11 protein-coding genes are annotated in these 14,304 nt (G+C 62.6%); 10 read left to right on the top strand and 1 reads right to left on the bottom strand.

From position 1 onward, the window contains the following. Positions 1-28 precede the first annotated feature (28 nt). The 10 genes from ccmI to EFD55_RS16905 all read left to right on the top strand — a co-directional run bounded on the left by ccmI (position 29) and on the right by EFD55_RS16905 (position 12,197). Positions 29-1,207 (top strand): c-type cytochrome biogenesis protein CcmI, encoded by a 1,179-nt coding sequence (gene ccmI, locus EFD55_RS16950; protein WP_125846220.1) that lies wholly within the window; start codon positions 29-31, stop codon positions 1,205-1,207. Then, positions 1,204-1,686 (top strand): cytochrome c maturation protein CcmE, encoded by a 483-nt coding sequence (ccmE, locus tag EFD55_RS16945; RefSeq protein WP_125846219.1) that lies wholly within the window; start codon positions 1,204-1,206, stop codon positions 1,684-1,686. Before ccmI ends, ccmE begins: the two co-directional genes overlap by 4 nt. After that, entirely contained in the window at positions 1,683-3,671 is a 1,989-nt protein-coding gene (locus EFD55_RS16940; RefSeq protein ID WP_125846218.1) for a heme lyase CcmF/NrfE family subunit, read from the top strand. The genes ccmE and EFD55_RS16940 overlap by 4 nt, the downstream gene beginning before the upstream one ends. Continuing rightward, positions 3,668-4,123, top strand: a complete 456-nt coding sequence (locus tag EFD55_RS16935) for a cytochrome c-type biogenesis protein (protein WP_125846217.1) — start codon at positions 3,668-3,670, stop codon at positions 4,121-4,123. Before EFD55_RS16940 ends, EFD55_RS16935 begins: the two co-directional genes overlap by 4 nt. 230 nt (positions 4,124-4,353) lie before the next feature. After that, the gene (locus EFD55_RS16930) at positions 4,354-5,937 is read left to right on the top strand and encodes a Do family serine endopeptidase (RefSeq protein WP_125846216.1); all 1,584 of its coding nucleotides are present in this window, start codon (positions 4,354-4,356) and stop codon (positions 5,935-5,937) included. 74 nt (positions 5,938-6,011) lie between these two features. Next, on the top strand, positions 6,012-6,758 hold the full coding sequence (locus EFD55_RS16925; protein WP_125846215.1) for a response regulator transcription factor: 747 nt from the start codon (positions 6,012-6,014) through the stop codon (positions 6,756-6,758). Continuing rightward, positions 6,755-8,164: a sensor histidine kinase gene (locus tag EFD55_RS16920; RefSeq protein WP_125846214.1), complete on the top strand. Its 1,410-nt coding sequence runs from the start codon at positions 6,755-6,757 to the stop codon at positions 8,162-8,164. Before EFD55_RS16925 ends, EFD55_RS16920 begins: the two co-directional genes overlap by 4 nt. A 103-nt stretch (positions 8,165-8,267) precedes the next feature. Further along, positions 8,268-8,633 (top strand): ArsR/SmtB family transcription factor, encoded by a 366-nt coding sequence (locus EFD55_RS16915; protein WP_125846213.1) that lies wholly within the window; start codon positions 8,268-8,270, stop codon positions 8,631-8,633. Continuing rightward, a complete protein-coding gene (locus EFD55_RS16910) occupies positions 8,630-9,106 on the top strand; it encodes an SRPBCC family protein (RefSeq protein WP_125846212.1) in 477 nt (158 codons plus the stop codon). Before EFD55_RS16915 ends, EFD55_RS16910 begins: the two co-directional genes overlap by 4 nt. 133 nt (positions 9,107-9,239) lie before the next feature. Next, the gene (locus tag EFD55_RS16905) at positions 9,240-12,197 is read left to right on the top strand and encodes a bifunctional [glutamine synthetase] adenylyltransferase/[glutamine synthetase]-adenylyl-L-tyrosine phosphorylase (RefSeq protein ID WP_125846211.1); all 2,958 of its coding nucleotides are present in this window, start codon (positions 9,240-9,242) and stop codon (positions 12,195-12,197) included. A gap of 33 nt (positions 12,198-12,230) precedes the next feature. On the opposite strand, the gene EFD55_RS16900 is transcribed toward EFD55_RS16905, so the two are convergent. Then, positions 12,231-14,177: a methyl-accepting chemotaxis protein gene (locus EFD55_RS16900; protein WP_125846210.1), complete on the bottom strand. Its 1,947-nt coding sequence runs from the start codon at positions 14,175-14,177 to the stop codon at positions 12,231-12,233. Positions 14,178-14,304 lie beyond the last annotated feature (127 nt).

Raw genomic sequence — 14,304 nt, 5'->3', positions numbered from 1 at the left:
AGGCCGCGCTTCAAGTATTTGGGCCGATATGCTGTTCTGGATTCTCGTTGCCGTTCTGACGGCAGTCGTCGCCGCCATCCTGCTTTACCCCCTTTTGCGCGGAGCGAAGGCGGCGGAGAATAGCCGCGCAGGCGAGGCGGCGGTCTATCGCGACCAGTTGCGCGAACTCGACCGGGATCTCAATGGTGGCCTGATTACGCCGGAGGAGGCTGATTATGCCAGGGCCGAAATCGGCCGGCGGCTGATCGCCGTTTCTGCCGATGAGCCGGTTCAAATTCCGAAGGCGGCAAGGCATCACCGTTTCACTGAGGCCTTTGTCCTCTTGCTCCTGCCGGTTCTCGGGCTCTGCCTGTATTTGACGACGGGCCGGCCGGATTTGCCCTCGCAGCCGCTGGAAGCGCGGCTGGAAAACCCCGGCGACGACGTGGCCGTGCTGATCGCCAAGGCGGAACGCCATTTGGCGCAGAATCCCGATGACGGCAGAGGCTGGGATGTGCTGGCGCCGATCTATTTCCGCACGATGCGGGCGAATGACGCGCAGACCGCCTACCGCAATGCCATCCGGCTTCTCGGCCCGAGCCCGATCCGGCTTGACGGCCTTGCCGAGACGCTGATGGCGGTCTCCGACGGCGTGGTGACGGAAGAGGCGCGCGGGGTGCTCGAGCAGTCGCTGACGCTGGAACCAATCAATCCGCGTGCCCGCTTCTACATCGCCCTCAGTATGGAGCAGGCGGGACGGCCCGACGAGGCGCGCCAGGCCTTCGAGGCGCTGGCGAAACAATCGCCCGCCGATGCGCCCTGGCTGCCGCTTGTCAACGAGCATATCGCCATGAACGGCGGCCCACCGGCAAATCCCGGCGCGAATTCAGCTGCCTCGGGCGCTGCGGCTACCCCCGGCGCGCCGGCGCGCCCCGGCAACCCCACGCAGGAAGATGTGGCGGCGGCTGAGAATATGAGCGCCGGCGACCGGCAGCAGATGATCCGCGGTATGGTCGAAAGCCTCGATGCCAAGCTCAGCCAGGATCCGAAAAACTTCGAGGGATGGATGCGGCTCGTCCGCTCTTACGCCGTATTGAACGACAAGGATCGCGCCGCCGGCGCCTTGAGGCGCGGGCTTGTGGCCTTTCCGCCGTCCGGTGAGCAGGGCAGGCAATTGCTGGCGCTTGCGCGGGAACTCGGCATATCAACGGAAGGATCGACGGAGTGACGCGCAAGCAGAAACGCCTCGCGGTGATAGCAGGCGGCATGGGCTTCATCGCCGCCGCCGTGCTGCTGGTCATGTTCGCCTTCAGCCAGTCGGTCGCCTATTTCTACATGCCGGCGGATCTCGCAAAGTCGCCGGTGGCGCCGGAAACCCGTATCCGGCTTGGCGGCCTGGTCGGCGAGGGCAGCGTCGTGCGCGATACCGGCTCGACGGTAGAGTTTTCCGTCACCGACGGCAGCACCAATGCCGTAAAGGTCAGATATACCGGCATCCTCCCCGATCTCTTCCGCGAGGGACAGGGCGTCGTCACCGAAGGCATGTTTACGCCGGGAACGAACGTCTTCGTCGCCGACACGGTGCTTGCCAAGCATGACGAGACCTATATGCCGAAGGACGTGGCCGACAGGCTGAAAGCCCAGGGGTTGTGGAAGGAAGGCCAGGGCCAGGAAGGTTCGGGGAAGGAAGCGAAGGCGACGCCATGATCATCGAGATCGGCCATTACGCGCTGGTGCTGGCGCTTGCAACGGCGCTCATCCTCTCCATCGTGCCGGTTTTGGGGGCCCGCCGTCATGATTCCGCGATGATGGATGTGGCGACGATCGGCTCGGTCACGATGTTTTCGCTTGTCGCCTTCTCCTTCGGCGTTCTGACCTATGCTCATGTCGTCTCGGATTTCTCCGTGCAGAACGTCTGGGAGAATTCGCATTCGCTGGTGCCGCCGATCTATAAATATTCGGGCGTTTGGGGCAATCACGAGGGATCGATGATGCTCTGGCTGTTGATCCTGACACTGTTCAGCGCGCTGGTTGCCGTCTTCGGGCGCAATCTGCCGGAGACGCTGAAAGCCAACGTGCTGGCCGTGCAGGGCTGGATCTCGGTTGCCTTCACGCTGTTCATTCTGCTGACCTCCAATCCCTTTCTCCGCCTCGATCCGGCGCCGGCCGAAGGCCGCGATCTCAATCCGGTCCTTCAGGATGTCGGTCTCGCGATCCACCCGCCGCTGCTCTACCTCGGCTATGTCGGCTTCTCCGTCTGCTTCTCTTTTGCGGTCGCGGCCCTTCTGGAAGGGCGTATCGATGCCGCCTGGGCCCGTTGGGTGCGGCCCTGGACGCTGGCCGCCTGGACCTTCCTGACCCTTGGCATCGCCATGGGCTCCTACTGGGCCTATTACGAGCTCGGCTGGGGCGGCTGGTGGTTCTGGGATCCGGTGGAAAACGCCTCCTTCATGCCGTGGCTTGCCGGTACCGCGCTTCTGCATTCCGCACTCGTCATGGAAAAGCGCGAGGCGCTGAAGATCTGGACGGTGCTGCTGGCGATCCTCACCTTCTCGCTGTCGCTGATGGGCACATTCCTCGTGCGCTCCGGTGTGTTGACCTCGGTGCATGCCTTTGCCAGCGATCCCTCACGCGGCATCTTCATCCTCTGCATCCTGCTGATCTTCATTGGCGGCGCACTGTCGCTCTTCGCCTTCCGCGCGCCGCGGCTGTCGGCCGGCGGGCTGTTTGCGCCGATTTCGCGCGAGGGCGCGCTCGTCGTCAACAATCTGATCCTGACGGTTGCCTGCGGCACGGTGCTGACAGGCACGCTCTATCCTCTGTTGCTGGAGACCCTGACCGGCGACAAGATTTCCGTCGGGCCGCCCTTCTTCAACATGACCTTCGGCCTGCTGATGGCGCCGCTGATCGTCATCGTGCCCTTCGGGCCGCTGCTCGCCTGGAAGCGCGGCGATCTGCTCGGCGCCCTGCAGCGGCTCTACGTCGTGGCCGGGCTGGCCTTCGTTGCGGCGCTGATCTTCTTCTATATCGAACATGGCGGGCCGGTGCTTTCGGTGCTCGGGCTCGCCGCCGGGCTGTTCCTCGTCCTCGGCGCTATGACCGATCTCTGGTATCGCGCCGGCATCGGCAAGGTTTCGGGCAGTGTCGCCTGGCGCCGTCTGACCGGTCTGCCGCGTTCTGCCTTCGGCACGGCGCTCGCCCATGCCGGGCTCGGCATCACCGTGCTCGGCATCGTCGCCGTCACGACCTTCCAGACGGAGCGCGTCATCGAGATGAAGCCCGGCCAGACGGTCGATGCCGGCGGCTACAGCCTGAATTTCGACGGCATGCAGCCGGGCAGGGGGCCGAACTATACCGAGGACCGCGGCCACTTCACCGTCCGGCGCGCCGGTGTTGCGGTCGCCGACACCTGGTCGGCCAAGCGCCTTTATACGGCCCGCCAGATGCCGACGACGGAGGCCGGCATTCTGACCTTCGGGCTCAGCCAGCTTTACGTCTCGCTCGGCGACGCCACCAAGGACGGCGGCATCGTCGTGCGCATCTGGTGGAAGCCGTTCATCCTCTGCATCTGGGGCGGAGCGCTGATCATGGCCTTTGGCGGCTTCGTCTCACTCTCCGACCGGCGCCTGCGCGTCGGCGCCCCGCGCAGGAAGGCGAAGCCGGCAACGCCTGCAATGGAGCCGGCGGAATGATGCGGTGTCTCCTCCTGGCCTTCGCTTTGCTGCTGATGGCGGCCCCCGCCTTTGCCGTCAATCCGGACGAGGTGCTGGCCGATCCGGCGCTCGAGGCACGGGCTCGCGCGCTGTCGGCCGAACTGCGCTGCATGGTCTGCCAGAACCAGTCGATCGACGATTCCAACGCCGATCTGGCGAAGGATCTGCGCCTGCTGGTGCGTGAGCGCATCACCGACGGCGACAGCGACGAGGCGGTGCTCAACTATATCGTCTCGCGCTACGGTGAGTTCGTGCTGCTGAAGCCGCGGTTCAGCGTCAAGACGGCGCTGCTCTGGGGTGCGCCGGTACTGCTGGTGCTTGCCGGCGGACTGTCACTGCTCCTCTTTGCACGCAAGAGGACGGGCAAGCCGACCGGCAGCAAGCTGACGGCCGACGAACAGGCACGGCTGAGCGAGCTTCTGAAAAAATAGCCGACCGAACGGCAATTTTCCGTCGCGACGGGTCGAGCTGGGCGACGACCAATTCCGGCCGTGTCGGTGAAGCAGTTGGGGCGAGCTCGGCCCTCCGCCAAACATTTTAAACATTACGAATTTTTCATTGGCCGGACAGTTCGCAGTAAGGTGCGACGTCCTATATCTTCAGTCATCGACTGATCCGGCGCTGCCGGTCTGAAGATCTAAGAACAAGAGAAGGTGCTCCAATGCTCAAGAATTTCAACGGACGTCCGTCCCTCGCCACCGTGCTCAAGGCTTCTACCGTCGCCGGTATTGCAGCCGCTGTGCTCGCAACCGGCGTTCCGCTCGAAATCACCCGGTCTTATGCCGAAGCTGTCAAGGTTCAGGCGCCTGCCGTTCCGAGCTTCGCCAATGTCGTCGATGCCGTTTCACCGGCGGTCGTTTCCGTCCGTGTCGAAAACCGCGTCAATCCCGTCGCCGACAACAATGAAGGCTTCTCCTTCGATTTCAACGGCCGCGGCTTCGATGACCTTCCCGACGATCATCCGCTGAAGCGCTTCTTCAAGCAGTTCGGCCAGCAGGATCCGAATGACCAGCAGGGTCATCAGCACCGCTTCGGCCAGAACGGTCCCGGCGGTCCGAACGGCAAGGGTCGCCTGCGCCCCGTCGCCCAGGGCTCCGGCTTCTTCATCTCTGAGGACGGCTACATCGTCACCAACAATCACGTCGTTTCCGATGGCCAGGCTTTCGTCGCCGTCATGAATGACGGCACCGAACTCGATGCCAAGCTGATCGGCAAGGATCCGCGCACCGACCTCGCTGTCCTGAAGGTCGACGGCAAGGGTAAGAAGTTCACCTACGTCAACTGGGCCGACGACAATAACGTCCGCGTCGGCGACTGGGTCGTCGCCGTCGGCAACCCCTTCGGCCTCGGCGGCACGGTCACCGCAGGCATCGTCTCGGCCCGCGGCCGCGACATCGGCTCCGGTCCTTATGACGACTACCTGCAGGTGGATGCCGCGGTGAACCGCGGCAACTCCGGCGGCCCGACCTTCAACCTCAACGGCGAAGTCGTCGGCATCAACACCGCGATCTTCTCGCCGTCCGGCGGTAGCGTCGGCATCGCCTTCGCCATTCCGGCCTCGACCGCCAAGGATGTTGTTGCCGACCTGATGAAGGACGGCCAGGTTTCGCGCGGCTGGCTGGGCGTCCAGATCCAGCCGGTGACCAAGGATATCGCCGAATCCATCGGCCTCTCCGAGCCGAGCGGCGCGCTCGTGGTTGCCCCGCAGGCCGGATCGCCGGGTGACAAGGCCGGTATGAAGGCTGGCGACGTCGTTACCGCCCTCAATGGCGAAACGATCAAGGATGCGCGTGACCTCAGCCGCCGCATCGGCGCGATGCAGCCTGGCAGCAAGGCCGAGCTTTCGGTCTGGCGTGCCGGCAAGGCGCAGTCTCTCACCGTCGAACTCGGCACATTGCCGGCCGACCAGAAGGATGCGTCCGCTGATGACAACAACCAGCCGCAGCAGCCCGAGGCACCGGCTTCCGAGAAGGCGCTCGCCGATCTCGGCCTGACGGTCGGTCCCTCCGATGACGGCAAGGGCCTGGCGATTACGGGTATCGACCCGGACTCCGACGCTGCCGACAAGGGCATCAAGGAAGGCGAAAAGATCACCTCCGTCAACAATCAGGAAGTCTCTAGCGCCGCCGATGTCGTCAGGGTGCTGAACCAGGCCAAGAAGGACGGCCGCACCCGCGCGCTCTTCCAGATCCAGTCCGGCGAGGGAAGCCGTTTCGTAGCGCTTCCGATCAACGGCCAGGGCTGATCCCCGGGAAATAGCAGCCGCGCGGACGAAAGTCCGCGCGGCTCGATTCCTCTGATCTTTGAAGGACGATCTCAATGAGCGCCGCCCCGCAGGAACATGCTTTGAGCCTTGCCGAAACGCAGCCGGTGGGTAATGTCGGCCGCATGAAGATTCTCATCATCGAAGATGATCTCGAAGCCGCAGTCTACCTCACGAAAGCCTTTCGTGAGGCAGGCATCGTCGCCGATCACGCCAGCGACGGCGAGAGCGGCCTGTTTATGGGGTCCGAAAATACCTACGACGTCATCGTCATCGACCGCATGCTGCCGCGCCGGGACGGGCTGTCCGTCATCAGCGAGCTGCGCCGCAAGGCCATCCATACGCCGGTCCTCATCCTCTCCGCGCTGGGTCAGGTCGATGACCGTGTGACCGGTCTCCGCGCTGGCGGCGACGACTATCTGCCGAAGCCCTATGCCTTCAGCGAATTGCTGGCGCGAGTCGAGGTGCTCGGCCGCCGCAAGGGCACGCCGGATCAGGATGTCGTCTATCGCGTCGGCGATCTCGAGCTGGACCGGCTTTCCCACGAGGTGCGCCGCGGCGGCAAGGAGATCCTGCTGCAGCCGCGCGAATTCCGCCTGCTCGAATATCTGATGAAGAATGCCGGCCAGGTGGTGACCCGCACCATGCTGCTCGAAAACGTCTGGGACTATCATTTTGACCCGCAGACCAACGTCATCGACGTGCACGTCTCGCGCCTGCGCTCGAAGATCGAAAAAGACTATAGCCAGCCGCTCCTGAAGACCATTCGGGGCGCGGGGTATATGATCAAGGATGAGGGATGAGCCGCTTCAGGGTTCTCTTCAAGTCCACCGCAGTCCGCCTTTCGGCACTCTACATCCTGCTTTTTGCCATCTGCGCCGCGACACTCGTCTTTTATGTGACGGCGATGTCGGAACGGCTGCTGACCGGCCAGATCCGAGACGCCGTCAGGCAGGAGGTGGAGCAGGTGCAGCGCGCCTATGACACCGGCGGCATGAACCTTCTCCTGCGCACCATGGAGCGGCGCGCCCGCCAGCCGGGCGCCAACCTCTACATCATCGCCGGTCCCTCCGGCGATATCCTCGCCGGCAACGTCGCCTCGGTGCAGCCGGGTGTCTTCGAGGAGATCGGTTGGACCTCCGCCCCCTTCATCTATCAGCGTTATACCGACAGCGGCATCGAGCGCCGCCACAGAGCGATCGCCAATATCTTCGTGCTCGACAACGGCCTCAGAATTCTGATCGGCCGCGACCTCGGCGATCCTGAGCGGTTCCGTCTGCTGGTGCGCCAGGCGCTGATGGTGGCTTTGGCGATCATGGGGCTCGGCGCGATCATCATCTGGTTCGCCATCGGCCGCAACGCGCTGAAACGCATCGACCGCATGTCGGATGCAAGCAAGAAAATCATGGCCGGCGACCTGTCGCAGCGCCTGCCGGTGGGCGGATCGGGCGATGAATTCGACCGGTTGTCGGTGTCTTTGAATACCATGCTCGAACGCATCGAGAAGCTGAACGAGGGCCTGCGGCAGGTCTCCGACAACATCGCTCATGATCTCAAGACGCCACTGACCCGCCTGCGCAACAAGGCGGCCGATGCGCTCGATCTAACCGACGGCGATACCCGGCGCACAGCTCTCGAAGGCATCATTTCCGAATCGGACCAGCTGATCCGTACCTTCAACGCGCTGTTGATGATCTCCCGTGTCGAGGCGGGATCAGTCGCGGCGGAAATGTCGCCGGTCGAGCTTTCGGCGATCGTCTCCGATAGCGCTGAGCTTTACGAACCGGCGGCGGAAGAGGCTGGGCTCGGCCTCAGCTCCAGCATCGAGCCCGATGTGGAAGTGCAGGGCAATCGTGAACTGATCGGCCAGGCGATCTTCAACCTGCTCGACAATGCGATCAAATATTCCTCCGATACGGAGGGAGCGGGCGAGGTGTCGCTGAAGCTTGCTCGCCACCCTGATGGTATCTGTCTTTCGGTCGCCGATCACGGGCCGGGTGTGCCTGCCGAAAGGCGCGACGACGTGGTGAAGCGCTTCGTTCGCCTTGACGAAAGCCGCTCGAAGCCCGGTACGGGACTTGGGCTTTCCCTAGTTGAAGCGGTAATGGAGCTGCACAACGGCCGGCTGGAACTCTCCGATACCGATCCCGACAAGCCTGAACGGCGCGGATTGACGGTCAGCATGATCTTCCCGGCCAAGGCCGCCTGACTTTACCGATGTCAGTCAATATGGCGGGCCGCGCGAGGGGCTTGACCGCCTTCGGTTAGCCATTTATATAGCCAGTAAGTTATAAAACTAAAAGGTTATATAAATGCTTTCGACGTCGGGACTGGATGCAACATTCGCCGCTCTTGCCGATCCGACACGGCGGGCGATCCTTGCCCGCTTGCTCGAGGGCGAGGCATCGGTGCTGGAACTTGCCGAACCTTTTGCGATGAGCCAGCCGGCTGTTTCCAAGCATTTGAAAGTCCTGGAGAATGCCGGGCTGATTACGCGCGGCCGCGATGCCCAGCGGCGACCCTGCCGGATCGAGGTTGAGCCTCTTAGCCAGGTGAACCATTGGCTGGACCGTTACCGCACCCTCTGGGAGGCGAAGTTCCAACGGCTCGACACGTTGCTGGAAGAGTTGAAGGACGAGGAAAAGGCCATGAAGGCCGAAGGAGGAAATGAAGCATGAGCAAGACAGATCTGGAAGTCAGCCTGCCGAGCGACCGCGAAATCAGCATGGCGCGCAGCTTTGATGCCCCGCGCGAAATGATCTTCAAGGCCTATACGATGCCGGAGTTGCTGAAGCGCTGGCTGGTGCCGTTCGATTCCGAACTTGCCGTCTGCGAGGTCGACCTCCGCGTCGGCGGAAAGCTGCGTCTCGTCTGGAGGATGGAAGGCCAGCCGGACCTCGGCCTGACGAGCATCTTCAAGGAAATCGTTCCGCCGGAACGTCTGGTCGCCACCGAAATCTTCGACGGCGGCGCGGAATCGCTGTCGACGCTGATCTTCGAAGAGAGGGGCGGACGGACCGTGATGACCAACACCATTCTCTACGACAGCAAGGAGACGCGCGACTTCGTGCTGAAAACAGGCATGTCGACCGGCGTTTCGGATGCCTACGACAAGCTCGAAGCGCTGTTGGCGACTATGCCCGCCGCCTGAGTCCTTTGTCAGATACCATCGGTCGAATCGCGTATTGGCGGTTTGCCGCCAAGACCCTAGTTTAATGCCGGTCGAAGGAGGTCGTCCACGATTCTGCGTGGTACTTCCTTCGGCGGTAAGGCTAGGAGAGCGCATGCTGACGAAATCGACGCATGGTCTGAAGGATGTGGCCGAAGGATTATTGCGTCCGCTGAACCAGACGGAGCTGAAGCTGGCGCTGGCCGACCTTCAGGAGGCGGGCAGACACGAGCCGTCGGTGGCCACGATGCTGAAGACCGAGGGGCCGTTGCGCGATTTCATCGCGGCGGTGCTGACGCTGTCGCCCTATCTGCGTGAAATCGTCAATCTCGACCCCGCCGTTCTTGCCGGCGCCGTCAGCGAACCGCTGGAACCGCAGATCGAAGCGTTGATCGCCGAGGCGCGGCGCTGCTGGCAACCTGATGGCGAAGGCGCCGCACCTGCGGAATCCGTGGTGATGACCAGGCTGCGCACCATCAAGCGCAAGGTGGCCTTCCTCGTTGCCGTTGCGGATCTTGCGCGCATCTTCGACGGACGGGCGACGACGGCCTGGCTGAGTGAGCTTGCCGAAGCATCGGTTGCCGCCGCAATAGACCATCTGCTGCTGGCCGCCCATGAGGGCGGAAAGCTGCGGCTGCTGGATCTGGCGGCGCCAAGCAAGGGCTCGGGGCTAATCGTGCTTGGCATGGGCAAACTCGGCGCCTGCGAGCTCAACTATTCCTCCGATATCGACCTCGTGGTCTTCTTCGACGAGCAGGCGGGTATCGTGCCCGACCCGGATGACGCGATCGAGATTTTCCCGAGGATGATGCGCCGTCTGGTGCGCATCCTGCAGGAGCGCACGGCTGACGGTTACGTCTTCCGCACGGATCTCCGACTGCGTCCGGACCCCGGCTCGACGCCGCTCGCGATCCCGGTCGATGCGGCGATGATCTATTACGAGGGCAGGGGCCAGAATTGGGAGCGGGCAGCTTTCATCAAGGCGCGGGCCGTTGCCGGCGACCTTCCTGCGGGTGCAGAATTCCTGCGCGGGCTCGCCCCTTTCGTCTTCCGCAAATATCTCGATTATGCGGCGATTGCCGATATCCATTCGATCAAGCGGCAAATCCATGCGCATAAGGGCCACGGCGCGATCGCGGTGAAGGGCCATAACGTCAAGCTCGGCCGCGGCGGCATCCGCGAGATTGAATTCTTCGTCCAGACGCAGCAACTGATCGCAGGCGGCCGCATGCCATCGCTGCGCGGCCGGGTGACGGAGGAGACGCTCGGCGAACTCACCAAGGCGAAATGGATCGATGCGGAGACCCGCGATGAACTGACGGAGGCCTACTGGTTCCTGCGCGATGTCGAGCATCGCATCCAGATGGTGCGCGACGAGCAGACCCACCTGCTGCCGGAGACGGATGCCGACCTGAAACGTATCGCCTTCATGATGGGCTTCACCGATACGCCGAGTTTCTCCGAACGGCTGGTCGGTGTGCTGAAGACGGTAGAGCGGCGTTATGCCCAGCTGTTCGAACAGGAGAGCAAGCTTTCTGCCGAGACCGGAAACCTCGTCTTCACCGGCCAGGGCGACGACCCGGATACGCTGGAGACTCTGAAGAAACTCGGTTTCAACAGGCCGTCCGACATTTCCCGCATCATCCGCACCTGGCACTATGGCCGCTACCGCGCGACGCAATCGGTCGAGGCGCGCGAAAGGCTGACGGAGCTGGCGCCGGAGCTGCTGCGCGTCTTCGGTGAAAGCAAGCGTGCCGACGAAGCGCTATTGCGCTTCGACAGCTTCATTTCGGGCCTTCCCTCCGGCATCCAGCTCTTCTCGCTGCTTGGCAGCAACCCGGCGCTTTTATCGCTGATCGTCAATATCATGTCCTCCGCACCACGGCTTGCCGAGGTGATCGCCGCCAAGCCGCATGTCTTCGACGGCATGCTCGATCCCGGCCTGATGGCCGAGCTGCCGACGCGCGAGTATCTCGGTGAGCGGCTGAAGGGCTCGCTTGCCCAGGCGCGCCACTATGAGGAGGTGCTCGACCGGCTGCGCATCTTCGCTGCCGAACAGCGCTTCCTGATCGGCATCCGCCTGCTCACCGGCGCGATCAACGGCGCGATGGCCGCACGCGCCTTCACCCATCTGGCCGACCTCATTATATCAGCGGCGCTCGATGCCGTGGTGAACGAGATGCGGGCAGCCCATGGCGACTATCCCGGCGGGCGCATCGCGATTGCTGGCATGGGCAAGCTCGGCAGCTTCGAGCTGACGGCAGGTTCAGACATCGATCTGATCCTGCTCTACGACTATGACGACGCCGCTGCCGAATCCGATGGGCCGAAACCGCTCGACGCAACGCGCTATTTCACCCGCATCACCCAACGGCTGATCGCCGCCTTCTCGGCGCCGACTGCCGAGGGTGTGCTCTATGAGGTGGACATGCGGCTGCGCCCCTCCGGCAACAAGGGACCGGTCGCCACCCGCATCAATTCGTTCGGCAAATACCAGCGCGAGGAGGCGTGGACCTGGGAGCATATGGCGCTGAGCCGCGCTCGGCTGATTTGTGGCAACGAGAGCCTCGTCGCCGAGGCGGAGCAGATCATTCGGGAGGTGCTGTCGGCCGATCGCGACATTGCCAAAGTGGCGCATGACGTCGCCGAAATGCGCGAACTGATCGACAAGGAAAAGCCGCCATCAGGTCCCTGGGACCTGAAGCTGATCCCCGGCGGCGTCATCGACCTCGAATTCATCGCCCAGTATCTGGCGTTGATCGCCCCGACCAGGGGCGTTGGCATTGCCGTGAACGGCATGAGCACCGGCGAGGCCTTGAAGGTGCTTGGTGACAGGCTGATGGCGACGGCCGATCTCGACATATGCCTCGAGGCCTTCGCGCTCTATACCGGCCTTTCACAATTGATCCGCCTCTCCATCGACGGCTCGTTCGATCCGAACGATGCACCCGCCGGCCTCACCGAACTCGTCTGTCGCGCCGGCGACTGCCCTGACATCAAAACGTTGGAGGGGGAGGTGAAGCGGCTTTCGAAAGCGGTCAGGAAAATATTCCTGACCGCTGTAAAAGCTTAGCAATTCCAGTTCAGCCCAGCAGTTGAGCGCTCATCAAAATTCTTCCCACGTCTGAGCGGCGACAGCCGTACTCCCGCGGCCGAAGGCGCCGGCAATTTTCTGAGTCAGTGCGCGGGCAGGCGAAGTGACTGGCTGGCTGGCATGATTGGCCATGCGCGGTGCGGCCGCCCCGAATTTGAAGCGAGCGACTAGGTCGCGAAGCTTCGCGGCTTCCTGTGCCAGGCTTGATGCGGCAGCCGTCGATTCTTCCACCATCGCCGCATTCTGCTGCGTGCTCTGGTCCATCGAATTGACCGCTGTGTTGATCTCCGCCAAACCTGTCGCCTGCTCCTTTGCGGAGACGGAGATCGAGCTCATATGGTCGTTGATCTGCCTGATGAAGCTACCGATGACGTTCAATGCCTCTCCGGTATCGTGCACCAGCTTCACGCCGCCTTCCACTTCGGCCGTCGAATTTTGAATGAGGTCCTTGATCTCCTTGGCTGCCTTGGCCGAACGTTGCGCCAGTTCGCGCACTTCCTGCGCGACGACCGCAAAGCCCTTGCCTGCCTCGCCGGCACGCGCCGCCTCGACCCCGGCGTTGAGCGCCAACAGATTGGTCTGGAAGGCGATCTCGTCGATGACGCCGATGATGTTGGAGATCTGCTGTGCGCTCTGCTCGATCCGCCGCATCGCCTCTTCGGCCTGTGAAACCACCTCGGCGGATTTCGCCGCACTCTGGTTGGCCTGGGTAGCGACGGTGCGGGCTTCTTCCGTCGTCTTCGTCGACGAGCTGACATTGGCGGTGATCTGATCGAGCGCGGCTGCGGTCTCCTCCAGCGAGGCGGCCTGCTGCTCGGTGCGTTTGGCGAGATCCCCGGCGCCAGTGGCGATTTCGCGTGTGCCGCCGTCCATAATGGTGATGCTCTCAGCCATCGTGGACAGGGCCGCATTCAGCTGGCGGACCGACTCGTTGAAATCACGGCGCAGAGGTTCGAAATCCGGTGCAAAAGCCTCGTTCAGCTGAAAGGCCAGGTCACCGGCCGCCAAGCGCTTCAGGCCGGCACCGAGATGTTCGGAGGCAAAGCGCAGTTGCTCGGCTTCCATTTCCATGCGCTTCTGCGTAGCGGCCCGCTCGGCGTCCTGTTGTTCACGCGACGCCCGTGCGTCACCTTCGAGACGGCTGTTGGTAATGGCCGCTTCCCGGAATACGTCCACCGCGGCCGCCATTGCCCCGATCTCATCCAGACGACCGACGAACGGGACCTGTGCCGTTGTATCGCCGGAAGCGAGATTGCCCATCGCGCTGGTGATCCGCGCAATCGGCTTGGCGATAGCGCGGCTGCCGAAAGCAGCGGACGCTGCGAGAGTCATGAGAACAAGCATGCCAACACCGAGATTCAGCTTCTGGGCCAAACTTTGGATCGCGATCTTGTCAACGTCTGCTTGCTGCGCACTCTCCTTGGCGGCGTTAACGCCCTCGTCCAACGTCTTGGTCGCATTTTGAGCAATTCCCAGGAGCTTTGCCCTAAGTTCTTCCTCTTGCCCTTTCAGGTTTGTATCAGTCGCCGATTGACCGAGCTTTGCGCCGATGACCTTCGCGAGATCGCCCGCCAAGGCGAAGTAAGCGTCGGTCATGCCCTTGACCTTCTGCATTCGATCCGAGTCGACACCCACTGCCATGGCGGATATCGCCTCGTTCAGGTATTTGCTCGCCGATTCGTGGTTCTCGGTTATGAAGGCAACGGCAGCCGCAACCTTGTCCGTCGAATCGGCAAGGCGGAGGTCGCGTACGCCGACCTGCATGCCTCGAACAGAAGCCTTGGTATCCACGGCATTACGCGAAATGATCAGCTGTTGCCGTTCGAGACTGGAGCTTTCGCCGACCATTCGGTTCGTCAGCCACGTGGTCGTCAGCATGGTGATGACCATGACCATTCCGAGACCAGACATGATTGCAAGTTTGGAGCTGATGCGGGAGAAGAAGGATGACGGCAACATTAGATTTCTCTGTATGGAAAGCTGACGGGATGTCGTCATGATCCCCCGTCTTAAGATCCTGAGAATAGCTCGCAGAAACGGTAGTCGGATGAGTGATTCATCCAACGGAAATTGATTTGTTTAAGCT

It is taken from the genome of Rhizobium pisi, from assembly GCF_003938655.1.
In the GTDB taxonomy this organism is placed as follows: Bacteria; Pseudomonadota; Alphaproteobacteria; order Rhizobiales; family Rhizobiaceae; genus Rhizobium; species Rhizobium pisi.
This window is presented reverse-complemented; position numbering and strand designations above follow the sequence as displayed.